This is a genomic window from Flavobacterium sp. FPG59, assembly GCF_002150205.1.
Lineage (GTDB): Bacteria > Bacteroidota > Bacteroidia > Flavobacteriales > Flavobacteriaceae > Flavobacterium.
This window is the reverse complement of record NZ_MTCA01000029.1, coordinates 1-24,793: the sequence shown is the minus strand read 5'-3', so window position 1 is coordinate 24,793 and position 24,793 is coordinate 1. Positions and strand designations below refer to the sequence as shown.

Below are 24,793 nucleotides of genomic sequence, written 5' to 3'. Positions count from 1 at the left end.
TTATTACAGAGATTCAAAATTTGTAGGTACTACCTCTTCTTTCTTTTCAGGAAAACCAATAATGTATTTGTAAATTACAAAAACCATAGCGTATATAAATGGAATGGTAAAAAGAATACCAATACAACAGCCAAAAATTCCTAAGCATACCGCTATTATTCCTACAACCAACAGTGCTAATAATATAAATGGTTGTTTAGCTACAACAACTACACTACTTTCTATAGCGTTGATAGCTTTTAAATTTCCAAAAATTATTAAAGGAATAGTTAAAAATGTAAATAATGAAATTATAACAGATATTACAGCTCCTAAAAAAGGTATTTCAACATAGTTTAAAGCTCCATTAATTAAACTATCTAAAACACTTAGTAAAAATGTAGCAATAACAATCTCCTGAAAATACGGTGATTTGTAATAATGAAACATGGTTGATACATGAAATTCTTCATCTTTATCTGCGTTATGAGCCATTTTAAATAATCCAGCTATAAAAGGACTTACTAATGTGCCAATGGCAATACTTATTAAGGATATAATTAATAAGCCATAAAGATCTAAATTTTCAGGTTTGAGATCTTCTGATTTTAAAATTTTTAAAGCTTCATCGGTTCCAAAAATTGCTGAGAAAATGCCACTTAGCCCCAATATAAAAACAACAAAAAACAAAAAAAGCACTAGACCGCCATACATAGCAATTTTTTTATAGTTTTCTATAGTTTGATTAAAAACATCGCCAAAATCTATGTTGTAGCCTTGTGATTTAATTTCATCAATACGTTTTTTAACAGTTGTATTCATTTTAAAAGAGGTTAATGGTTTTTATTAGTGATTGGTTTTATGGTTGTATACTTTTATATCAATTTTAAAAACTTTCTGATTGTTTTTAGTTTTTCATTGTAAGGTGCGTAACGCAAAGGTAAGTCAAGCCAAGTGCCGCGCTGCACAATGGCTTTTTTATGTGAAAATATATCAAAACTTAATTTGCCGTGATAGGCGCCCATTCCAGAATGACCTACACCACCAAATGGCAATCTATTGTTTACAAGATGTACAACGGTGTCATTGACACAACCTCCACCAAATGAATATTTTTGAAGTATTTCATCAGTGAATGATTTATTAGTACTAAAAATGTAAAGAGCTAAAGGCTTTTCATAACTTTTTATTACTCTTTCCAAATCTGAAGTAGTTTGGTAAGATAGGATAGGTAATATTGGACCAAAAATTTCCTCATTCATTACTGGACTTGTACTTTTAGGTTCGTCTAGTAAAGTAGGGGCAATGTATAGGGAATCTTTATTTGTCTGTCCTCCGTATAAAATGGTTTCATTACTTAATAAATCATTTAATCGCTGCCAGTTTTTTAAATTTACAATTCGAGCAAAGTCTGGTGATTGCTCAGGATTTGTACCTAGTGCTTTTTCAATTTCTTGAATCAAATACGTTGTGAATTCTTTTTTAACTTTTTGGTGAACCAAAATATAATCAGGTGCTACACAGGTTTGTCCAGCATTGATGATTTTTCCCCATATAATTCGGCGTGCGCTAAGTTGTAAATCAGCCGTTTCATCTACAATACAAGGGCTTTTTCCTCCTAGTTCTAAGGTAACCGGTGTAAGATGAACGGCTGCAGCTTGTGCTATAATTTTCCCTACAGCAACACTACCTGTAAAGAAGATATAATCCCAACGTTTGCTTAATAATTGTGTTGCCACGGTGGCATCGCCAGTTATGACAACGACATCTTTTACGGCAAAAGTTTCGCTAATAATTTTTGAAATGATGTGTGATGTATTAGGAGTAAGCTCAGAGGGTTTTAGTGTTACTTTATTTCCTGCGGCTACAGCTGCTACAAGAGGACATAAGGCGAGTTGAAAAGGATAATTCCAAGGAGCCAAAATCAAAACATGTCCATAAGGTTCACTATATATATAATCTGATGAAGGAAAATTAAGTATGGAAGATCTAACTTTTTTTGGCTTTGCCCAAGAATTTATATTTTTAATAGTTTCTTTTAAGTCGCTGATAACATAATTAGTTTCAGTTAAAACGGCCTCAAAAGCTGGCTTTTTAAAATCATCATACAAAGCTTTTATTATTGCCTCTTCATTGTTTATGATGGCTTGCAATAATTTTTTTAAAGATTCTTTACGAGTACTTATGTCGGATTGATTCACAATTTAGATTTTAAAATTATAGTATTCTTTTAGAAACAAAATAGTGCAAGAGGTCTTCATCATAGAAATCTACAAGATTCTTCTATTGGTGTTAGTAGTTCAAATATAAAATTTGTTACGCTTTAAAGTTCATGAAGTGCTTTTTAAATAGCATTCCATATAACATCATCTGGTGTGGGAGCAATAATAGTGGTTACTTCTTTAGAAACGGGGTGGGTAAAAACTAACTTTCGGGCGTGCAAATGAATGCCACCGTCTGGATTGCTTCTGTCAAAACCATATTTTAAATCTCCTTTTATGGGCGTATTTATGGCAGCGAGTTGCGCTCTAATTTGATGGTGTCTGCCGGTATGAAGATTTATTTCTAACGCATAATAATTATTGAGTTCCTTGATGATTTTATAATCTAAACTGGCTAGTTTGCTATCAGGAACTTCCTTAAGATGTGCTTTTGAGCTGTTGTTTTTTTCGTTTCTTTTAAGATAGTGCACGAGTTTATCCGTATCATGTAAGGGTTTGTTTTTAACCACACACCAATAGGTTTTTTGAGTCTCTCTATTGCTAAATAGCTCGTTCATTCTAGTCAATGCTTTACTGGTTCTTGCAAAAACTACAATCCCAGTTGTAGGTCTGTCAAGTCTATGTACCACTCCAAGAAAGACTTCTCCTGGTTTGTTGTACTTGTCTTTGATGTATTCTTTAACCACATCAGACAAAGGTTTGTCACCCGTTTTATCGCCTTGCACAATATCGCCTACACGTTTGTTCACCACAATTAAGTGGTTGTCTTCGTGTAGAATTAGTAAGTTATTTTTATCAGAAACTATTTTCATTTGGATTTTTTAGATTGTTAGATTATTAGATTATTAGATTTTTAGACAAGTTGGACTTTGTTAGTCCAAATTTTTCTTCGTTAGGAAAAGACGAAGTCACTGTGTAAATTTTTGAACAAAAAAATCTACTTTTTTTCCAAATTTCTAAATCTTTAAATCGATGCATTTCATTTTTTTATTCTAACAATCTAAATAGTCTGATAATCTATGTGGTCTCTACTTAATATTGTTCGTTTACATTAGGAAAATCACTTGACTTTACATCAGCAACATATTGTCCTATAGCAGCTGTCATTTCTTTGTATAAATCCATATAGCGTCTTAAAAAACGTGGACTAAATTCGTTATTCATCCCTAGCATGTCATGAATTACTAGTACTTGACCGTCTACACCACCGCCTGCACCAATACCGATAACCGGAATAGAAATGCTTTGCGCTACTTTTTCGGCTAAATGGGCAGGTATTTTTTCAAGAACTAATGCAAAACAGCCTAATTTTTCAAGTAATTGAGCATCCTCAATTAGTTTGTCCGCTTCCTCTTCTTCTTTAGCACGAACGGTATATGTACCAAATTTATAGATGGATTGCGGCGTAAGACCTAAATGTCCCATAACCGGAATTCCAGCATTCAATATTTTTTTTATAGAGTCTTTTATTTCTTTACCACCTTCAAGTTTTACGGCATGACCACCACTTTCTTTCATGATTCTAATAGCAGATCGTAAGGCTTCTTTTGGGTCTGATTGATAACTTCCAAAGGGTAAATCAACCACAACAAGTGCTCTTTCTATGGCGCGTACTACAGATGAAGCATGATAAATCATTTGGTCAAGTGTAATTGGCAATGTAGTTTCATGACCCGCCATTACATTTGATGCCGAATCGCCTACAAGAATCACATCAATTCCTGCTGTATCTACAATTTTTGCCATTGTAAAATCATAAGCTGTTAGCATTGAAATTTTTTCGCCATTGGCTTTCATTTCAATCAACGATTTAGTTGTAATTCTTTTATAATCTTTTTTAGCTACAGACATAATTTTATATTTAAGTTTGTAAAGGTACTAAAATGAATATTTTTATTCTTTAATGTCTAACTAAAGTTTTTTTATTCAAAAACTCGTAAATCATCTGCTATGAGAACTATTATTGTATTATTATTTCTAACTGTAAGTAACTGTATTCAAGCACAAAATAAGGAAGCGCAAAATGCAATTGAAAAATTTTTCTTGGCTTTTCATGCAAAAGATACGATGACGTTAAAATCTCTTTGTGATAAAAAAATGATTTTACAAACCATTTCAGAGAAAGAAGGAAGTGCTAAATTAGAGAATAGCGATCCAGATGCGTTTTTTATAGCAATAGCCAATATTCCAAAAGGAACTGTATTTCATGAAAAAATATTGTCTTATTCAGTTCAAATAGAAGGAAGTTTAGCTCACGTATGGACACCTTATGAATTTTACAGTAACGGTAAACTGAGTCACAAAGGAGTTAATTCATTCACTTTGTTTAAAGATCAGATTGCAGTAACTTCAAATTGGAAAATCATTCATTTAATTGATACTCGCCGAAAATAATAGATGTTTTTGAGAATTTTTCTGGTCGAATGGTACTCAAATAGAAAGTAGTAACAATTAAAATTGTTGTTTAAAAAAGCTTAGTAACTTTCATCGTTTAAGTCGGACTCTTGTTCTTCTTGTTTTTTAAAATCTTGGTTTAAGAAATTAGTATAGTCTTCTTTGTCTTTATTGTTTTTTCTTATCAAAAAATAAATTAAAACTAGAATCGCTATAGCTAATCCAATAAGTATTGTCCAGTTGATTTTCATGATCTTGATAGGGATTAATTTATGAGAAAGTATAATTAAAATCATCACAAAAAGTAACGCACTGTTTCGGCTCTTGGCAAGTTTAGTATTATGAAAACTTTTTTTTAAAAATTAAATACGAAACTTTTAAAAGAACAAAATCATCTTTAAATTATATCTAAAACCCAAACTTACCAAATGCCTTTTTACAACAGTTATTTTTTATATTCTTTTATGATTTGATTTATTTTACCAAAAATTGACTTACCATCATTATCTTTCATTTCAATTTCTATTCTGTCCCCAAAACTCATAAATGGAGTAGAGGCTTTTCCATCTTTTATTATTTCTAAACATCTAACCTCTGCTAGACAGCTTGAACCATCGAGACTTCCTTGATTTGCAACTGTTCCTGAGCCAATAATTGTTCCAGCCATTAATGAACGAGTTTTAGAAGCATGTGCAACTAATTGACCAAAGTCAAAAGTCATATCAATCCCAGCATTAGGAGAACCAATAAGATTCCCGTTTAAGGTTGAATGTAGTGGCAAATGAAGTTTTCCATTTTTCCAGCTATCAGCAAGTTCATTTGGAGTTACAACCACAGGAGCAAATGATGTCCAAGGTTTAGATTGATAGAATCCAAATTGTTTGGAAAGCTCATTTGGTATTAAATTACGTAAAGACACATCGTTAATAATGGTGATTAACTTAATATGTTTTAAAGCATCTTCTGAATTAGTTCCTGCAGGAACATCATCTGTAATAACAGCTACTTCAGATTCAAAGTCAATACCCCAATCTTCATTTTCGATTTCAATGTCATCATTTGCTCCAATAAATGCGTCAGAAGCTCCCATATACATTAATGGATCTGTCCAAAAAGATTCTGGTAACTCAGAATTTCTAGCCTTGCGAACTAGTTCTACGTGAGTTACATAAGCACTTCCGTCAGCCCAATGATACGCTCTAGGAATTGGCGCTAAGACTCTAACAGAAGAAAAGGGAAACGCATTAGGCAACTTATCAGAGTTTAAGTCATTATAAACGCTTTCTAATTTAGTTTCTGTTTCTTTCCAGTTATCAATTGCGTATTGCATTGTTGCTGCAATTTCGGGTACTGTAACTGCTTTTGTTAAATCTTTATTTACAACAACTAATTTTCCATCTCTGGTTTTATTGTCAATTGAAGCTAATTTCATTTAGATTTTGTTTATGAGTTTATTATTGTAGCTTAAATATTTATTTCAAGGTTAACAATCGGCCATGTTTACTGCAATGGCAAGTCCACCTTCAGATGTTTCTTTGTATTTATTATTCATGTCCTTGGCAGTTTCCCACATCGTGTCAACTACTTTATCCAATGGAACTTTTGCATTCTTTGGATCAGTTTCAAGAGCTAGTTCAGCAGCATTAATGGCTTTTATGGCTCCCATAGTATTGCGCTCAATACACGGAATTTGAACTAAGCCTCCTATTGGGTCACAGGTTAAACCTAAGTGATGTTCCATTGCAATTTCGGCAGCCATAAGTACTTGCTCAGGTGTTCCACCCATTACTTCACAAAGTGCCGCCGCTGCCATAGCTGATGATACTCCTATTTCTGCTTGACAGCCACCCATAGCCGCTGATATTGTGGAACCTTTCTTGAAAATACTGCCTATTTCGCCAGCCACCATCAAGAATTGTTTAATTTCTTTATTGCCCGCGTTGTGATTTTCTATTACTAAATAGTACATTAAAACTGCTGGAATTACTCCAGAACTTCCATTTGTTGGGGCGGTAACTACGCGACCTAAAGCCGCATTAACTTCGTTAACGGCCAGTGCAAAACAAGAAACCCATTTTAGAATTTGACGAAATTTCACCTCAGTTTTTCTGATTTCTTCTAACCAAGATTGTGGCGAATCATAGTTTGCCAAGCCAATTAAATTTTGATGCATATCAAAGGCGCGTCTACGCACATTGAGTCCGCCTGGTAGAATTCCCTCAGAGTGGCAACCGATGTACATGCATTCTAGCATCGTTTTCCAAATACGCATGAGTTCATGGTTAATTACCTCCTCAGTGCGCATTGATTTCTCATTCTCAAATACTATTTCTGAGATTGATTTTTTTTCCTTGGTACAAATTTCTAGCAATTCAGATGCCTTATCAATTGGATAGGGAAAAGCACATTTTACCTGTGTTTTCTTCTTAGCATTGGTACGTTCTTCTTTTACAACAAAACCACCACCTATGGAATAAAATGTTGCTGTGTAATTTGAATCGTTAGTAAGAAATGCGGTAAAGGTCAACCCATTTGCATGAAAGGGAAGGAAGTTTTTATTGAAAACAATGTCTTGTAAAAAATAGAAAGGAATGTTTTTTTCGTTCCCTAAATTGATTTCGTTTTTATTTTCGATGGATTTAATGATGCTATCGATATTTTCAACGGGAATGTATTCTGGATCTTGGCCACTTAATCCTAGCATGACTGCTAGATCTGTTGCATGGCCTCTTCCCGTTAAGGAAAGTGAACCGTATAAATCAATTTGTACACGAGTCACAGCTGAGAGTAAATTTTCAGTTCTTAGTTCTTCTAAAAAGCGTTCAGCTGCTCTCCAAGGCCCTAATGTATGAGAACTTGAAGGACCAACACCAATCTTTAGCATGTCAAAAACAGAGATACATTCTTCCATCTAGATTTAATTTTGTTTACTGCAAATATAATAGAATGTTGCAATGAAACGAATTTTTGAACTCCTAAAAGTGCTTTTTTAACAATGAGAATGTCGTTTTTATTCATTTTTATTAAAATTGAAATATCATAAATTTCGATATCTTTTGGAGCAAGAGGTACTTTTTATATGTTCATTTTCATAGTTAAAGGTGCCTTGTAGAAAACTAATTTTATAGTTAAATTTGGAGCATAACTAATTTTAATTCTATGAAAAAAATCATTTTTTCAGTTTTGTTCAGCGTAGTAATGGTGCTGCAATCGTATGCTCAAATTCAATCTCCTGAGCAATTTTTACCTAACTATGGCAAGCAAATTTCGCATTACCATCAAGTTGAAAACTATTTCAAACAGCTTACTGATAATTCTTCTGCCATTGTAAAACATAAATACGGAGTAACGGCTGAGCAAAGAGATTTAAATGTTTACTATATTTCAACCCCAGAAAACTTAGCGAATCTTGAAGAAATCAGGACAAATAATCTGGCATCAATTGGGCTTTCGCCAAAGAAAAATCAAACTGTAGGTGATAAAGTCATTGTCTGGTTGAGTTTTAATGTTCATGGCAATGAATTTGCTGGAACAGAAAGTGCGATGACTGTTGCTTATGAATTGCTAAATCCTTCCAATACAACAACCAAAAAATGGTTAGAGAATACCATTGTAATTCTAGATCCGTGTATTAATCCCGATGGATATTCTCGATACGGGAATTGGTTAAGAGAAATTTCTGGAAAGAAAACACATCCGGAACTATCTGATAGAGAACACATGGAGGATTGGCCAGGCGGAAGATTCAATCATTATCTTTTTGATTTAAATAGAGATTGGGCTTGGCAAACACAGCTGGAGTCTCAACAACGCATTGCTTTGTACCATCAGTGGATGCCTCAAGTTCATACTGATGTGCATGAAATGGGGTATGACTCTCCTTATTTTTTCCCTCCATCAGCTGAGCCTTTGCATGAATTTATTGAAAAATATCAGCGGGATTTTCACCAAACTTTAGGTCAAAATATTTCTAAAAAATTTGATGCGCAAAACTGGATGTACAACACCGGAGAACGTTTTGACTTGTTTTACCCAAGTTACGGTGATACTTATCCTACGTACAACGGAGCTGTGGGTATGACTCTGGAACAGGGCGGAATAGGAGCTGGGCGCGCGGTTCAAATGAGTAATGGATCTATATTGACTATTAAAGATAGAGTAGCGCATCATGCAACTGCGGTTTTAACAGTGGTCGAGTCGGCTTCTAATAAAGCAGAGGAATTACTAAAGGGTTTTCGTGGATTTATGAACAATTCCAGAAAAACAGTTAAGGGAGCTTACAAAACCTATGTTATGAAAAGCAATCCAAAATTAGTTCAAATGACTGATTTACTTTCAAAAAACAAAATTGAGTTTAGTTTTGCTGCAGCAAGTGCAAAAACAATAGGTTACAATTATTCCACAAAGAAGGAAACCAGTTTTACAATAGAACCTAATGATTTAATTGTAAAAGTAGACCAACCTAAAGCGGTTTTGACACAAATTCTTTTTGAACCCAATCAAAAACTAAATGATAGTTTGTCCTATGACATTACCGCTTGGGCTTTGCCGCTTGCATACGGAGTTCAGGGTTATGCTGTAAAAAATGAGGTTGCCATTTCAACGAAGACTTCTGTAGAAACTCCAGTTCGTGAAGTTTCAAAAAATGTATATGCTTTTCATATTCCTTGGAATAATAGAGTTTCAGCGCAAGTTTTATCGGTTTTACATCAAAATAATATTAAAGTTAGAACAGCTGCAAAAGAAGCCATTTTTGGTGCTGTTACAGTAGCTCCAGGAGGATTAGTAGTGACCAAAACGGACAATCCACAAATACCAAATTTTGAACAAACCATTTCTAATTTAATCAAAGACAAATCTGATTTTAATACTATTTCAACAGGTTTTTCATCGAATGCTAGGGATATTGGCGGTGAAAATTTTAGTCTTTTAAAAGCTCCAAAAGTGGTGTTGCTTTCTGGAAAAGGAGTGATTCCAACAGAGTTTGGAGCCACTTGGTATTATATGCAAGAGACATTAGGATATCCTGTGAGTGTTGTTGAAACGAATAATTTTAACAGATTGAATTTAGCTTTATATAACACATTGATTTTAGCAGATGGATATTATGATTTTACTGAGGCACAGCAGAAAAAAATATCAGAATGGATTAACAATGGCGGAAAAGTGATTGCCATGAATAATGCTATTTCCCTTTTTGATGGAAAGGAAGGTTACGCTTTGACGCCATTTGCAACAGAAGAAGAAAAACTTTTAGCAGAAAAAGAGGCTGATGAAGATGTTTTATTAGAAAGAACACTTGATTATCAAAATGCAGAGCGTAGGTTTATTTCTAAAGCAATTCCTGGAGCAATCATTGAAAATAAATTAGATCAATCACATCCTTTAAGTTTTGGACTAGGAGATCGCTATTTTAGTTTAAAAACAGATGACAAACGCTATTCATTATTAAAAAATGCATCTAATGTAATATATGTTCCTACTGATTACAAAAGTTACGGATTTGTAGGTAGTAAAATCAAGAAAAAACTAAATAATACAGTAAGTTTTGCAGTAGAATCAAAAGGGGTTGGATCGGTTGTTTACATGATTGATAATCCCTTGTTTAGAGGTTTTTGGGAAAATGGAATTCTCTTATTTAGCAATGCACTATTTCTTGTGGATTAATCACAAGAATATCTTTTAACAAAAAAAGCACGTTGATTCGTGCTTTTTTTGTTAAAATTAATTTTAAAAAGGATAACCAATAGCTAGATTGAAAATTAAATTTTCTTTTCGCCAAGGACCACTACCAAAATTGATTTGGTCTAAAACCCAACGGTTTTCTGAGGGTAAATTTGGTTTTCGTAAAGGGAAAGCAAGATCCGTACGCAGTACTAAAAAAGACAAATCAAAGCGTAACCCAGCACCCGCTCCAACGGCCATTTCACTCATAAATTTATTCGAAAATTTAGCGCCTGGTTTTTCTGTATTTTCACGTAATAACCAAATGTTTCCTGCATCAATAAACAAAGCTCCCTTTACGAGTCCATAAATTTGTGCGCGATATTCTGTATTGAACTCGAGTTTAATGTCACCTGATTGATCGGGTAAAAAAGAATTTGTATTTTGGTTTTCATTTTTAAAACTTCCTGGCCCTATAGATCTGGCTCTAAAAGCACGCAAACTATTGGTTCCGCCAATGAAGAATTGTTTGATAAAAGGCATTTCTCTTGAATTTCCGTATGCAATACCTGCGCCCGCAATGATTCTGGTGGCCAATTGGGAATTTTCTGAAAATTTATAATAATGCCTAAAGTCATTTTCTATTTTTATAAATTGACTAAAAGGAACATCAAATACTGTAATTGGGTCTTCTTTTTTTGCATTGGCACCTGTGGCTAATCCTGCAATGTTTCCAGCTAAATCAACAGTTCCTTTGTAGTAAAAGGTGTTTTTTCTACGTTTTTGAGTAGTATTGGTATACGTATACGAATAGGTAGGACCAAAAATCAATTGTTTTTCGATTACTTTATTTAAAGATGGATTTTCTGCAATTTTTTCTAAATATAATTCGGTAACATTCTGAGGGCTTGCGTATGTTATTTCACTTACATTAAGTTGGTGTTCTTTTCTTTCGTTTTCTTTCCAAAGGTATCCAAAAGAGGCTTTGAAGGTTTGCAAAGAATATAGTTTTGTTCTATTTTGAAACTCATAGCCTATTGTGGCTTTCGTTTTTGGCACAAAACCTGAAGGTGACTTAAATTTAAAAGGAGCGATAATTCTGGGCCAAATTAAATTAGCTTCAGTACCAAAACGGTATACATTAAAGCCATTATTTTGTCCAGAAACTTGTACTTCAACACCACCAAATGCTGAAATAGTTAGCAACTCAGCACCTCTAAAAGTGTTGCGATTACTCCAGTTTAGGTTTAATTCTGTCCCTGTATAATTAGCTGAATTGGTTTTACCCAAAAGCTCTAATTGAATAGATTTTCTAGGTAATGGTGTGAGATAATAATAAGCATCTAGATAATTTCCTATGGTATCTGAAACTTTGAATTGATTTTTTACAAATTTAAAAACACCAAGATTAACTAGTCTGTTTAAGGATAGATTATGATTGGTACGGTTGTATAAATCCTCTTTTTTAAAATATAAAGCCCTATCAAAAATGCGGGGTTTAAATAAATTTTCGGGATCAATAATAGCGAGTCCATTTTGTTTTTTAATGGTATCAATTTTTAGGGCTTTGTTTTCAGCATCAAGAGTATAATTAGAAAACACTACTATTTTATTTATTTTGTAGGGTGTTGTTGCAAGTTTTGATGCATCAGACTTGACTTTGACTATGAGGTCTACTTTATTTTTTGCTACAGTTGAGTCTACTAGAACAATAATATTATCAGGATTAAAGTAAAAAAAACCTTTTTCTTTTAATCTAGCATCAATCCTATTTCGTTCCTCTTTTATTTGTTCTAAACTGTATGGATCTCCTTTTTTTAATAAGGATCGTCGTTGCGTATTGCGTATTTCAATTCCTATTTTTGAGGAGTCTATTGGGAACTTAACTTCATTAATTGTATACTGTTTTCCAGTAGTTACCGTGTATGTAGCGCTAGCTTTTTTATCAACACGTGTTGAATCGGCTTTGCTTTTTCCGTTAAAGTATCCATTATTTTCAATGTAGTTTTGCAAGACACTTTTGTTATACTCTAAATCGACTTGGCTATATAATACAGGCGGTTCTCCCACTTTATTTTTTAGCCAGTATCGCAATCCTTTTTCTTTTTTTGTAGTTCCAGCAAGGTTATAAATGTATAATTTTGGTTTTAATCCTAATAAAGATTTATTGGGCTTGGGTCTTACTAGTGCTTCTAAATTGTTTTTGAGTTCTTTTCTGGATTTCTTAGTACTGTCATTTTTTTCAATAGTAACATCGGCACCTGTATACAACAATTCACCTTCGGGTAAAAAGCGAGTGTTACTGCACGATTGAAGTAAAAAAAATAAAATTATTAAGTTAAAAACACCTTTGCTTTTCATTGTGATAGGGTATGAAGTAAATAAAGTCATTTGAAATAAATCAGCTTTATTTATTATTTGAAATTATTTTTTTGATGCATTTTTTCGAAACAATTCACTGAACTTGTTGTAATCCATTGTAATTACAAATGCGACTCCAGTTTCTACAACTTCACCTTGAAGTGCTACTTGGTATTTATTGACACGATAAGCTCTTACTTTGTATCTTCCATCTTTTGTAAGTTGATAATCTATAGAAACATCTCCAGCAATATTATTTGCATTTTGATTGGCTTGTTGAGAACCTTCTATGCCAAAACTGCTTCCTACGGTAATTTTGAGTCTATCATTGAGTAGTTTTTTGGAAACACCTACACTCAAATCAGTTTTGTTTTGACGTTGTCCTGATGTGAAATCTTCAGTTGAATTTAAATCAAAATTCAATTCGATTCCTTGAATTAAATCTCCTGCCAAGTTGTTGAGTTGTTGCGATAAAATTTTGCTAGCGCTTTCTCTAGCTAATGAAGAAACGGTTGTACCACCGTTTTCACTAGTAAAAGGATTCTCCCCAATAAAACGATTTAATAACAACAACGCAAAAACTTGCTTGTTCAACTCATCTTGTTGTTCTCTTAATTGACTAAGTTTAGCTTGAGTGGTATTAATAATTTCAGTAGAAACATTGTTGTTGCCATCAGGTAAAATGATATCAAATGAAATGTTGGGTTTCATTAGTTCGCCATTCATTTTTAGGGCTGTTTCAAAAGGAATTTTTTCTTTGTATGTATTTCTTACCGTAGCTGTTATGTCACCCAATTGATCGTTTACTAAATCAATAGGCGCAGCATTAGTTTTATAAATAGCTGTAATATTAATATCTGCACTAGTTGGTTCGCCAGTCCATAAAATGTAACTACCTTCTTTGATATTGAATTTTCGTTTAATACCGTTAAAATTCATTTCGTAGCTTCCTTCATTCAACTCATATCGACCTGTTAAGTTCGTTTTCCCTGATGCATCTATGCCGCCAGTTAATTGAGCCTCGCCTTTTAATTTTAAATAATCTCCATTTGCTTTGTCAATAACCAGTGAAAGCTCTGCATCTTTATCTATTTCAATATTTACTGATGCATTAATACCTTTTACGGTTGATTCACTACTTAAAGTTTCAAGATTTGTATTCGTAATTATTTGAGGATTATCTTGATCAATAAATTCAACAATTCCCTCTCGATCAGCAATTGATGGATCAGATTGTGGTAATACAATGGTAAATTTGGTATCCTTATTGATTTTTATAGTACCATCAATTATTGGATTATCAATACTACCAGCTATCCTGATGTTGTTATCCAGAAATAATTCACCGTAGTATAAATCATTGTCTTTTGCTTTTGAATTTACTGCTTTAAAATTTTTAGCATCAACAGTTAGATTAAATCCGAAATTACTAAAAGTGGAGGTGTCAATTGTACCGTTAACGTTCAAATCATTGTCATTTTCATCCTTTATGGTAAAGGTTTCAAAAACAATTGTGTTGGGTTGAAAAACTATTTTATCATTAATAGATTTGAATTTGGCATTAAGTGGGGTAACCTTAAAACCAACATCGTTAAAACCGATTTCACCTTGTACATTAGGTTGGCTTGCACTTCCCGTAATCGATAATTTTCCGTTTAAAAAACCAGTACTTTCCGTTAGATTATTTAAACTAAATCCTTGTATGCTTTTAAGGTTTAACTTGTCAATAATTAAATTCATATCAAAACTACTGGTGGTCGTTTTATAATTCCCTTCAAGATTTACTTGATTTCCTTGACCTGTTATTGCAACAACGGCATCATACTGATTTGCAATAGTGTTCTTTACTTGAAGCTTTATATTTCCAATAGTATCTTTTTTAAATGTAAAATTTTCGACATTTAAATCAGAAGTGAAAAGGGGTGATGTGTTTAAATTTCTTATTTCTGCCGTTCCATTGATTTTTCCACTAAGTTGTAAGTCCTTTTTCTCCACAAAACTTGTAATGGTGTTGATATCAAACTCCTTAAAATTGACTTGTACTGGCGCGTTTGCCAAATTAGATTCTGATTGAACTTGAATGGTACTTCCGTTGTTTTTAAGATTGAAATTATTAATAAACAAGCCTTTAGTTAAACTGCTAACTACGTTTTCTTTATCAATGGTCCACGGTTCATAATTCAAAATTAATTTCTCAGGATTCAATCGTATTTCTGTACCACCATTTTGAGATTGAACAGTACCTGCAATGAGGTAGCGTTCTTCTTCTTTAGTGTTTTTTAACTGAAGTGCATACGTTATGATGTTATTTTGAATATCCCCAGTTAGCTCTGTATGCGGAAGCTCAAACTGTTCGTTTTGGATATCATCAACAATAAAATTATAAAGCAACTTTTTATCTTGTGTATCCAGTTTTAAGGTAGCGTTTGTAACAGTAATGCTCTCATAAACTAGTTTTGGAATGGCACTATTTAGCACAATCGAATCATTTACACTGTTGTAATTACCTGTAATAGTTATCGGTTCAAGACTTTTAATTTGAGGAATCAATTGCATCACAATTGGGCTATCCTTGATTTGAACCTTAAAATCAAATTGCTGATTTTCTTTAGTTTTCTTTTTCGCTTTTTTAGGAGTAGTATCGTAATAAGCAGCTATCGAGTTGGTAATTGCAGTTCCTATTTTTGATAATTTGTATTTCCCTTCTAAAAACGCATCCATAAAAGGTGCTTTAACTTCAATAGAATTTTTTTGAGCGGTTGCTATTGCATGAACTTGAATAGAATCAATAGTATAGTTTTCTTTAGCATTGGTGATATTAATGTGATGAGCAGTTAATGAACCATTGAGATAATCTAAATCCCCCGATTGTATGTCTGCATCTACAATACCACGAATTTTTAAAGGTCCAGCATGTAAATTCAGTTTTTCTAAATCAGCAATATCTACATTTAATTTTATTTTTCCGGAAGGATATTTATCTTGAAATCTACCATTACCCACTAAATTGAATGTCAAATTAGGGTCTCTAGCCACTGCAGTAGCGTTAAAATTACCTTTTTGGATAGTTCCTTTTACAGCTATATTTTTATAGGTATACTTGTTAAAATACGCTTTTTGAATACTTGCATTAAGAGCTACTGTTGCTGTTTTTGGGTTGAAACCAGTACCTTTGATAGTGGTTTTTAGGGTGATTTTACCAATGGAGTCGTTCTTGATAAATTTTCCCAAATCAAAGTTTACAAAATCAGCTTTGGCATCATATTTTTCAAAGTTTTTGCGACTTTGATCAAATTTGGCTTTGATATTTGCATTTCCATAACTACTTATGAGCTTCAAATCAGTCAGAAAAGTAGCAATAGTACCCTTAAAAGTTCCCGTAACAATCATTCTTGAAGGCAATTGAATGCTGTTAGGAATGGTTCCCTTCGGTACAAAATTATTGATGTCTTTTTGACCAGACTGAAATTTTTTAATATTGATGTCAAAATAGGTTTTATCAACATTTGGTAAACCAATTATTGTACCGCTTGCTGCCAGTGAAGTTGAGCCTATTCCGCTGATTTCCATTGACGGAATTATTATATTTTTTACTTTTCCTTTTACCTTTCCGTTTATAGAAATGACTGCTTTTGGATTACTTTTAAATGGATTTGTAGAAGCTAAATTAGGAACAAATAACAGAATATCTTGAAAACCAATACTACTTTTGGTAAGGTTTGCTATTAAACTCAGATCTCCAATATTTTTTGAAATAGTAGCAAGAGATGAATATCCTATTTGTATTTCATTCTTTATTTCGGTTTGAGGAGTTTTTAAATACAGATTCTTGATGAAAGCATTTTTATTACCATAGAAAAAGTCACCGTTTAGCGCCGAAATGTTCAATCCGCTTTTATCTCTTGCAGATAAAGATTTGAGTTCACCAGAGATGTTTTCAGCGTTGTAATTGAGAACTTCTAGGTCTAGATTCAAGCTTTTAATGTCTAAATGATTGTAGTCTAATCCTTTTGGAGTAAAAGCAACGTTATTGTTGTCATATTTAAAATTGATTCTTTTAAAAATACTCTTTTTTACTTTTACATCCCAATTGTTTGCGGTTTTTGAAGGCGTTGTATTTTGGGTAACTATTTTTTTGATTTTTCCTAATTCCAAAGCACCTTCAACTCCTGTTAATTCTAAATTTTCTAGAATTGCATATTGATTGTTCAAGTCTATTTTATCTACTTTGGTAATCAATTTTTTCACGTAGATATTGGTAGCCAATTTAGATTCTTGGCTTTTGTATTCAATTTTTATTTTACCAAGATCAAGATCACCAAATTTTAATTTCAATGGCTTTTCCGTGGCATTATTCTCTGTTACATTGCCTGATTTTTTTGTAGAAGCAATGCCTTGAGTTAATTTGAATTGCAAACCACTAACCTTGATTTTTGGAATGTCAAAGTTCATTTGGTTTAAATCAAATGTTTTAATGCTAGTTTTAAAATGATTGAGATAGGTTGCAATTTCATTTTTTGAAATAGCATCAGAATAGTGAAAATTAATTCTATCCAACTGAATTTCTTCTACTGAGAATTCCATTGGGGCTGAATCAGTCTTTTGTTTTTCTTGAGATGCAAGGGCTTTAATAATGTAGTCAAAATTAAAAGTTCCTTTGCTGTCTTTTTTTATGTGCGCCGTAATACCTGATAAATCAACACTATTTATGGCTACTTTATTGTTTATAAGTTGAAATAAACTGATGTTTACAGCAAGAGTATCTCCAGCAAAAAGAGTGTCTTTTTTTTGGTCTTCAAAGTATACGCCCTTTAATATAACTTTCTTTGGAAACCCTATTTCTAGACTGTCAATCACAACCTTTGTTTTGATTTTTTCTTCAAGATAGTTCACCGCTTTGTTCTTGGCATAATTTTGAACGGATGGAATTTGTATCACCAAAAACAGTATTAAAAATAGGGATATCAAGGAGCCAACTGTCCAGAGGAACATTTTTAAAAGAAGCTGTAAATATTTTTTCAAACGAAGTTTTTTATCTATCAAAACCATGTGATGTATGTGCTAATGCAGAAACATAAATGTCTACAAATATCGCTACAAAACAACAATTACCATTATATAATTGTATAAAATAGTTATATAATTCTTTCAAAAAAATAGTATGGCAATTGTTCCTATTCCCATTTATAGGATTAAGACGTAACCGTTATGCTTAAATACTTTGGGTGAAATATTCTAAGAATGTATTTCACCCAAAGGAAAAAAAGTGTGTTTGATAAGAACGTATTATTCTTTTGGAAAAACACTCAAAGCTTTTTTTGCCAATTCAGGTGTAGGCAAAGCTAATTTTCTAAGTTTTATATCCATCCAAGCACCATCAACGGTTATGGTTGCACAAACTTGATCGGCATCATTTCTAAACTCGTGAATAATAGACCATCTTGAGCCGTCTTCATTGACTTGTGAGCTTCTTGTATGCATGACAATCTTGTCTGAAAGTTTGATTTCTTTTCTAAAAACACATTCTTCTCTAAACAAAATTGGACCAAAGCCCTGTGCTTGCATTACTTTCATGGTTAAGCCTAGGCTTTCTAGTATTTCAATACGGTGTTGTGCTCCAAAATCATAATACGCACTGTGTCTTACATGAAAGTTAGGATCAAGATCAGACCAACGAAAGGACAATTCTTTTATAAATACGCTCATTTTTAATCGGGGGTTTTTGTTTTTAAAATGGATTGCTAAGGTGCGAAAAAGTTTTAGAGTATTCATATTCTTATTTTACAATTACACTTTGAATTTACTTTTTTAGGAAATACGTTCTTTTTAAGAAGTTTTGCGTGAGTGATGGTAGTGGAAATCCTCCCTTTTTTGGGAGATTGAGAACGTACAGCACGACCTCACCGCAACGACAGTGGAGGTGAGGGCACGCCCAAATCATTTTTGTAACGTTTATATTCTTGAAATTGCTTTTAACTAAAAATTAATAAACGTTTGTAAGCTGTCCTTTGAAAATGATGTAATTTTATGTTCTATGAAAAACGATAATAAAAAAGGATTTTATTTCAAGCAATACGAAGCACCTTTCCAGTCTCCGTTTGATAAACTCTTTGGTATTTTCAAAGAGTTGATCACGCATACTTCGGGAGATTTTGATGAGGCAATTGACTGGTTGCGAGAGTTAGATGTAGAGTATAAACTTACTGATGAGGCTTATACCATTGATGATTTTGTTGAAGATTTAAAGAAGAAAGGCTATATCCGGGAAGAGTTGAAAGAGGATGGAAGTTCCGGACTGGGGATTACAGCCAAGACCGAGCGCGCTATAAGGCAGCAAGCTTTAGATAACATTTTTGGAAATCTTAAACGCTCTGGAAGTGGCAATCACAAAACCAAACATGTAGGCAATGGAGATGAGCATACAGGAGAGTTTAGAGAATTTCATTTTGGTGACGGACTCGAACGAATTTCTTTGACAGAGAGTTTGCGAAATGCTCAAATAAATAGCGGTGTTGGCGATTTTATGCTCACCGAAAATGATTTGGTTGTAGAAGAAACTCAATTTAAGTCGCAAATGAGTACCGTTCTCATGATTGACATCAGTCACAGTATGATTTTGTATGGTGAGGATAGAATCACTCCTGCAAAAAAAGTTGCCATGGCACTAGCCGAATTAATTACCACGCGTTATCCCAAAGACACCTTGGATATTCTTGTTTTTGGTAACGATGCTTGGACTATTGCCATACGAGATTTACCCTATTTAAAAGTAGGTCCGTATCACACTAATACGGTTGCTGGCTTGCAACTAGCCATGGATATTTTGCGCAGAAAGCGTAATACAAACAAGCAAATTTTCATGATTACAGATGGGAAACCAAGTTGTGTTCGTGAAAAAGATGGTTCGTATTATATGAACAGCAACGGTCTTGATGAATATATTGTGGATAAATGCTACAATCAAGCGCAACAAGCCAGAAAATTACACATCCCCATCACTACCTTTATGATTGCTAATGATCCTTATTTGCAAAAATTTGTGAACAAGTTTACAGAGTCAAATCAAGGAAAAGCCTTTTATACAGGATTAAAAGGATTGGGCGAAATGATTTTTGAGGACTATGAGACCAATAGAAAAAAGAGAATAAAGTAATTTTGGGCGTTTCCCTACGGGTCGGGCTATTCGTTTCAATCTTTTTTGAGTCCCGATAATTTCGGGACTCAAAAAAGGATTTACACTGCTATCCCTAACGCAAACCCCAATACTAAAGCAATATCAATTTCAATAAAAAATAGATGAATACTATAAAAACATTAGGAGAATTAAAAAAATCAGGATACGAAAGCAAAAGCATTAAAGATGAATTGCGATCGAACTTGAGAGAAAAAATAAAATCAGGGAAACCCACTTTTGAAGGGGTTCATGGTTTTGAGAATACTGTAATTCCAGAGCTGGAGCGGGCTATCTTATCTCGTCATAACATCAATTTATTAGGGCTTCGCGGTCAAGCCAAAACGAGAATGGCTCGCAAGATGATTGAATTGCTTGATGAGTACATTCCGTTTGTAACAGGTTCCGAAATCAATGATGATCCGTTACAGCCGATATCTCGTTTTGCCAAAGATCTTATCGATGAAAAAGGAGATGAAACCCCAATATCCTGGTTGCACAGAAGTGAACGTTTTTTTGAAAAACTAGCCACTCCAGATGTAACAGTTGCCGATTTAATAGGCGATGTAGATCCTATAAAAGCAGCAAATTTAAAATTATCGTATGCTGATGATCGCGTGATTCATTTTGGGATGATTCCAAGAGCGAATCGTTGCATATTTGTGATCAATGAGTTACCTGATTTACAAGCTAGAATTCAAGTAGCCCTGTTTAATATTCTACAAGAAGGAGATATTCAAATTCGCGGTTTTAAATTAAGAATGCCGCTGGACATGCAATTTGTCTTTACCGCAAACCCTGAAGACTACACAAATCGTGGCAGTATTGTAACTCCATTAAAAGATAGAATTGGGTCACAAATCCTGACGCATTATCCTGAAACTATTAAGATTGCTAGAACTATCACAGAGCAAGAAGCAAAACTGGATGCTACGCAAAATGACATGGTGTATGTACCTTCATTAGCAAGAGATTTATTAGAACAAATTAGTTTTGAAGCTAGGGAAAGTGAATATATTGATAATAAAAGTGGGGTGAGTGCTAGATTGAGTATAACAGCTTTTGAAAATTTACTAAGCACTGCAGAAAGAAGAGCATTAAAAGCTGGTGCAGACAAAACTACTTTGCGTTTGTCTGATTTTATGGGAATTATTCCAGCTATTACTGGAAAAGTAGAGTTGGTTTATGAAGGAGAGCAGGAGGGAGCCGCTGCCGTAGCACAACACTTATTGGGTGATGCCATTCATACTTTCTTTCCAGCTTATTTTCCTAAAATTGAAAAACTAGAAAAAGAAGGTGTCAAAAATGCGTACACCGATATCATAGAATGGTTCTTTGCCGAAAGTGGTTTTGAATTACTTGATGATTGCTCAGATGAAGAGTATGAAAAAATTCTAGGCGGAATAGCACCATTGGAAGTTTTGATTAAAAAATACCAACCGCAAGTAAGTCCAGAAGATAAATTTTTCATGATGGAATTTATACTTTGGGGATTGGTAGAATACAAGAAACTAAGTAAAGATCGTTTTTCCGAAGGGTATCAGTTCAAAGATATTTACGGTAGTTTTATCAGTAAATTGTAAATGCAAAAGGGTTTAGTTTTTACTAAACCCTTTTTTTTATAAAAATAGCCTTTGTAATTTTATTTCATCTACCTTGCTACGTTGACTGTATTTTCAGTCTTTCCCAAAATTAAAATGGAAAATTCCTTTGAGAATTTGATATCAAGTTATGTTGAAAATAAAGTAGGTATAGCAGAGCATTTTTTGACTCCAGAACTTTCAGATCATTTAATACAAAACATTCTTAACTTAAATGAAAGAAGTTTGCTTACTGCTGCTGGCATTGGCAACTCAGATAAATTGCTTTATGATGGTGCCATACGGAGTGATTCTATTTATTGGTTGGATAAAAAGCACAATAATGTTTTTGAGAATGAATTTTTTAAATTAATTGAAGCCTTCATTTTATACTTGAATCAAAGTTGCTATGCTGGAATTACAGGTTATGAATTTCATTATTCCCTGTATGAAAAAGGAGATTTTTACTTAAAGCACTTGGATCAATTTAAAAGCAATCCTAGCCGAAAATTTAGCATGATCAGTTATTTAAATGCGGACTGGAAAGTTACAGATGGCGGTGAGCTAATGATACATCAAAACGATATTCCTCAAAAAATTGCTCCTACTCTGGGAAAAACAGTTTTTTTTAAGAGTGATGAGCTGGTTCATGAAGTATTGGAAACAAACTGTCCCCGCATGAGTATTACGGGATGGCTCAAAAGAGATTAGGTTGCTATTTTTAAAATTGGTACTTAAATAGTAATTTTGAGGAAAAAACATGATTTATCTTTTACTTAGTGTAGTTTGTAGTGTTACTGTAGGTGTGATTTTTAAATTATCTAGACAATACAACTCTAGTGCTATTCAAATGGTAGCAACTAACTATGCAGTTGCCGTACTTTTATGTTTCTTTTTTTTCGATTTTAAATTTACTTCTTTATCCACTGCTCCATGGGCATTGTATGTTAGTATTGGTTTTTTATTGCCAACAGTTTTTTTGTTTTTGGCAACCTCAATAAAACAAGTGGGAATTGTAAGAACCGATGCAGCTCAAAGACTGTCTTTATTTATTCCTATTTTGGCAGCTTGGTTGATTTTCGATGAAACTTTTAATTCGTACAAACTTGTAGCGCTAATTATTGGTTTTCCTGCTATACTTATGATATTGATGAAACCTGTATCAAAAGAAAAAACAAATTGGACTTACCCCTTATTAGTTTTACTAGGTTTTGGGATCATCGATATTCTTTTCAAGAAAATGGCACTTTATACAACGATGCCTTTTACCAGTTCATTGCTTGTAGTTTTTTCGATAGCATTAGTTATTATGGTATTGGTGGCATGTTACGATACAGTTGTAAACGCATCTAAAATAACTCTAAAAAATATTTTGTTAGGAGGTCTTGTTGGTGTGTTCAATTTTGGGAATATCCTTTTTTATCTCAAAGCGCACCAAGTGTTTACTGCAAATCCATCTACCGTTTTTGCAGGAATGAATTTAGGAGTTATAATTTTAGGAAGTGTTATAGGTGTTGTTGTTTTCAAAGAAAAGTTGTCTTTAAAAAATTATCTAGGTTTATTTATTGCTTTAATTGCAATACTCTTGATTGTGTTTTCTCAGCAATCTTAAGCTTTTATAGAAAATGAATTTGAAAGTTTAGATTGTAATCTTTTATAAAATGCTAGGGGTTTAAGTTCTAATTCTCGAAACATAAACCAAAAAACTACGGCGTATTCAATGGCAATAAGCATTAAATTCTCTTTGAATAGTTGACCTGAGTAAGCAAAATAGCTCAATACAACTGTAAAACTCCATACAATTGGGAATTTGTATTTTGTAAAAACCGAAACTAAAACAAGATTTATGACATACCACGGATGTATTGTTGTAGATAGAAAAAAGTAAATACTTAGCACAAGTAATATACTTTTTAATAATTCGGGTGTGGTTTTATTTTTGCCAAAAAAGGACTGTAAGAGGATAAAGATTATGATTAGTATTGGGATAACTTTTCCGGTGCTATGAATGATATTATACCCTTTATAGTAAAAACCTATTTCTCTGATGATGTAATAGAAACTGGCATTAAATTCAAAATTTACAAACCATAAAGCAATTGTATTCGAATAATTCTCAGCCATTGCGGTTGATAAAAATGGAATGAAAAGGACCACGTTAATGCCAATAATTATTGTATAAAATACAAAGCTTTTTTTCCATCCTAATTTTTGAAAAAATAATGGAAGTAGTATAAGTGGCAAGAGTTTAGTTGCAATTGATAAGGCTATTGCTACTGCAGCCGTTTTCCACTTGTTTTGGTGCAATAAATAGATGCCCCATATAAAAAAGAACAGCATAACACCTTCAAAATGTAAGTTTCCCGTGAGTTCTATAAGTACCAATGGATTTAATATGTACCAGTATATTTTATACTTTTCGAAACCCATTGATTGTAATAATCTAGCTCCAAAAATTGCTGTACCAAAATCAGCTACAATGATAATACATCGCAAAACAATGGTTGCCGTAACTATGGATTGGGTGCCAAAGATTCCCGCGATCACAAAAAAAAGTTGGTTAATTGGCGGGTAATTTGAAAAATGAGAAGCACTCAAACTCCCCATCGATTTAAGTAATTCTTGTGCCTGAGCAATATTAAAATTAGTGTTAACAATTAAATCATTGGGCAAATTGGTGTAAGGATTAAATCCTTCTATGAGTATTCTCCCGTCCCAAATAAATCTGTAAAAATCCTGAGAAAGATTAGGTAAGGCAAATGCAAATAGGATTCTAAAACAAAGACCTAAACCAAGTAAATAGTTAATGTTTTCTTTTTGTTCCTGAATGATTTTTACAAGTGAGAAAAATAAAACACCAAATAATAAAAGCAAAACAACAAAATCCTTTCGGTCCATAAAATAGCCTATGTAGGTATAGCATAGAGCGCTCAATAGTGTATAAAGTTTACATGAGTTACTAAGTACTTTCATTTGCTGTAAGCGAATTTATTTAAAAAAATAGATATTACATTTTAGTTTCCAATTCGGAAAGAATTGAATATGACAAATCCATACCCAAAGGACAGCATAATATGAAACGGAAGTAATCCATAGTCATTTAACTGAATTCCACTGTATATTCCAAAAAGAAAATAGAGGAGAAGCAGGCTTTCAATGATGATATTTTTTGATATCTTTTTATTGATGTAAGTGTTTTGTTTCCATTTCTCTTTTAAGCTTTCAATGTTAAACTTAGGAGTTCGGATAAAATCACTTTTTTTTCCAATAAGTCCTTGAACAACAGCAATGGTATTGTGAAACGTAAAACCCATGGCAATACTATAAAAAGTAAAAAATAAACCAATGTATTTGATGAAATTTACAAATCCTCCACCGTATATTTTTTTGTAGGTAAACCAATAACATGTAAAAAAAACAAC

The 24,793-nt window shown here is 33.1% G+C and carries 18 protein-coding genes and 1 pseudogene; 6 read left to right on the top strand and 13 right to left on the bottom strand.

Annotated elements, in window-relative coordinates:
* Positions 1–3: 3 nt before the first annotated feature.
* From FPG59_RS04860 to panB, 5 genes are all read right to left on the bottom strand, one after another.
* Positions 4–801: a hypothetical protein gene (locus tag FPG59_RS04860; RefSeq protein ID WP_086453495.1), complete on the bottom strand. Its 798-nt coding sequence runs from the start codon at positions 799–801 to the stop codon at positions 4–6.
* A gap of 53 nt (positions 802–854) precedes the next feature.
* Positions 855–2,183 (bottom strand): aldehyde dehydrogenase, encoded by a 1,329-nt coding sequence (locus FPG59_RS04855; protein ID WP_086453494.1) that lies wholly within the window; start codon positions 2,181–2,183, stop codon positions 855–857.
* 140 nt (positions 2,184–2,323) lie between these two features.
* Complete coding sequence (locus FPG59_RS04850) at positions 2,324–3,013, bottom strand: RluA family pseudouridine synthase (RefSeq protein ID WP_176330696.1); 690 nt, start codon at positions 3,011–3,013, stop codon at positions 2,324–2,326.
* Positions 3,014–3,038: 25 nt separating this feature from the next.
* Positions 3,039–3,179, bottom strand: a complete 141-nt coding sequence (locus FPG59_RS04845) for a four helix bundle protein (protein WP_086453492.1) — start codon at positions 3,177–3,179, stop codon at positions 3,039–3,041.
* 54 nt (positions 3,180–3,233) lie between these two features.
* The gene (gene panB / locus FPG59_RS04840) at positions 3,234–4,052 is read right to left on the bottom strand and encodes a 3-methyl-2-oxobutanoate hydroxymethyltransferase (protein ID WP_086453491.1); all 819 of its coding nucleotides are present in this window, start codon (positions 4,050–4,052) and stop codon (positions 3,234–3,236) included.
* Between the two features lie 99 nt (positions 4,053–4,151).
* On the opposite strand from panB, the gene FPG59_RS04835 reads away from it, so the two are divergent.
* Complete coding sequence (locus FPG59_RS04835) at positions 4,152–4,595, top strand: 3-methyl-2-oxobutanoate hydroxymethyltransferase (protein ID WP_086453490.1); 444 nt, start codon at positions 4,152–4,154, stop codon at positions 4,593–4,595.
* Positions 4,596–4,675: 80 nt separating this feature from the next.
* On the opposite strand, the gene FPG59_RS04830 is transcribed toward FPG59_RS04835, so the two are convergent.
* The 3 genes from FPG59_RS04830 to FPG59_RS04820 form a co-directional block, all read right to left on the bottom strand.
* Positions 4,676–4,846 (bottom strand): LPXTG cell wall anchor domain-containing protein, encoded by a 171-nt coding sequence (locus FPG59_RS04830; RefSeq protein ID WP_140344589.1) that lies wholly within the window; start codon positions 4,844–4,846, stop codon positions 4,676–4,678.
* Positions 4,847–5,040: 194 nt separating this feature from the next.
* Positions 5,041–6,027 (bottom strand): fumarylacetoacetate hydrolase family protein, encoded by a 987-nt coding sequence (locus FPG59_RS04825; protein WP_086453488.1) that lies wholly within the window; start codon positions 6,025–6,027, stop codon positions 5,041–5,043.
* Positions 6,028–6,078: 51 nt separating this feature from the next.
* The gene (locus FPG59_RS04820; RefSeq protein ID WP_086453487.1) at positions 6,079–7,506 is read right to left on the bottom strand and encodes an L-serine ammonia-lyase; all 1,428 of its coding nucleotides are present in this window, start codon (positions 7,504–7,506) and stop codon (positions 6,079–6,081) included.
* A 248-nt stretch (positions 7,507–7,754) separates the two neighbouring features.
* Between FPG59_RS04820 and FPG59_RS04815 the strand changes: the two genes are divergently transcribed.
* Positions 7,755–10,262, top strand: coding sequence for a M14 family metallopeptidase (locus FPG59_RS04815; protein ID WP_086453486.1), 2,508 nt, complete (start codon positions 7,755–7,757; stop codon positions 10,260–10,262).
* 63 nt (positions 10,263–10,325) lie between these two features.
* Here the strand turns inward: FPG59_RS04815 and FPG59_RS04810 are convergent, their stop codons facing one another.
* The 3 genes from FPG59_RS04810 to FPG59_RS04800 form a co-directional block, all read right to left on the bottom strand.
* A complete protein-coding gene (locus FPG59_RS04810) occupies positions 10,326–12,620 on the bottom strand; it encodes a BamA/TamA family outer membrane protein (RefSeq protein WP_086453485.1) in 2,295 nt (764 codons plus the stop codon).
* A gap of 63 nt (positions 12,621–12,683) precedes the next feature.
* Positions 12,684–17,558, bottom strand: coding sequence for a translocation/assembly module TamB domain-containing protein (locus tag FPG59_RS04805; protein WP_254906646.1), 4,875 nt, complete (start codon positions 17,556–17,558; stop codon positions 12,684–12,686).
* 348 nt (positions 17,559–17,906) lie between these two features.
* Positions 17,907–18,326 (bottom strand): thioesterase family protein, encoded by a 420-nt coding sequence (locus tag FPG59_RS04800; RefSeq protein ID WP_086453496.1) that lies wholly within the window; start codon positions 18,324–18,326, stop codon positions 17,907–17,909.
* A 328-nt stretch (positions 18,327–18,654) separates the two neighbouring features.
* On the opposite strand from FPG59_RS04800, the gene FPG59_RS04795 reads away from it, so the two are divergent.
* The 4 genes from FPG59_RS04795 to FPG59_RS04780 all read left to right on the top strand — a co-directional run bounded on the left by FPG59_RS04795 (position 18,655) and on the right by FPG59_RS04780 (position 22,983).
* Positions 18,655–19,773: a VWA domain-containing protein gene (locus tag FPG59_RS04795; RefSeq protein ID WP_086453484.1), complete on the top strand. Its 1,119-nt coding sequence runs from the start codon at positions 18,655–18,657 to the stop codon at positions 19,771–19,773.
* Between the two features lie 143 nt (positions 19,774–19,916).
* Positions 19,917–21,374, top strand: a complete 1,458-nt coding sequence (locus FPG59_RS04790) for a magnesium chelatase (RefSeq protein WP_086453483.1) — start codon at positions 19,917–19,919, stop codon at positions 21,372–21,374.
* Between the two features lie 114 nt (positions 21,375–21,488).
* Positions 21,489–22,082, top strand: a complete 594-nt coding sequence (locus FPG59_RS04785) for a 2OG-Fe(II) oxygenase (protein ID WP_086453482.1) — start codon at positions 21,489–21,491, stop codon at positions 22,080–22,082.
* 49 nt (positions 22,083–22,131) lie between these two features.
* A complete protein-coding gene (locus tag FPG59_RS04780) occupies positions 22,132–22,983 on the top strand; it encodes a DMT family transporter (protein WP_086453481.1) in 852 nt (283 codons plus the stop codon).
* Here the strand turns inward: FPG59_RS04780 and mptB are convergent.
* Positions 22,980–24,269 carry a polyprenol phosphomannose-dependent alpha 1,6 mannosyltransferase MptB gene (mptB, locus tag FPG59_RS04775; protein ID WP_254906645.1) on the bottom strand — a complete coding sequence of 430 codons (1,290 nt, stop codon included), beginning with the start codon at positions 24,267–24,269 and terminating at the stop codon, positions 22,980–22,982. The two genes, FPG59_RS04780 and mptB, sit on opposite strands and share 4 nt — an antisense overlap.
* Before the next feature lie 116 nt (positions 24,270–24,385).
* Positions 24,386–24,793, bottom strand: a pseudogene (locus tag FPG59_RS16530) (glycosyl transferase family 2); the annotation flags it as partial.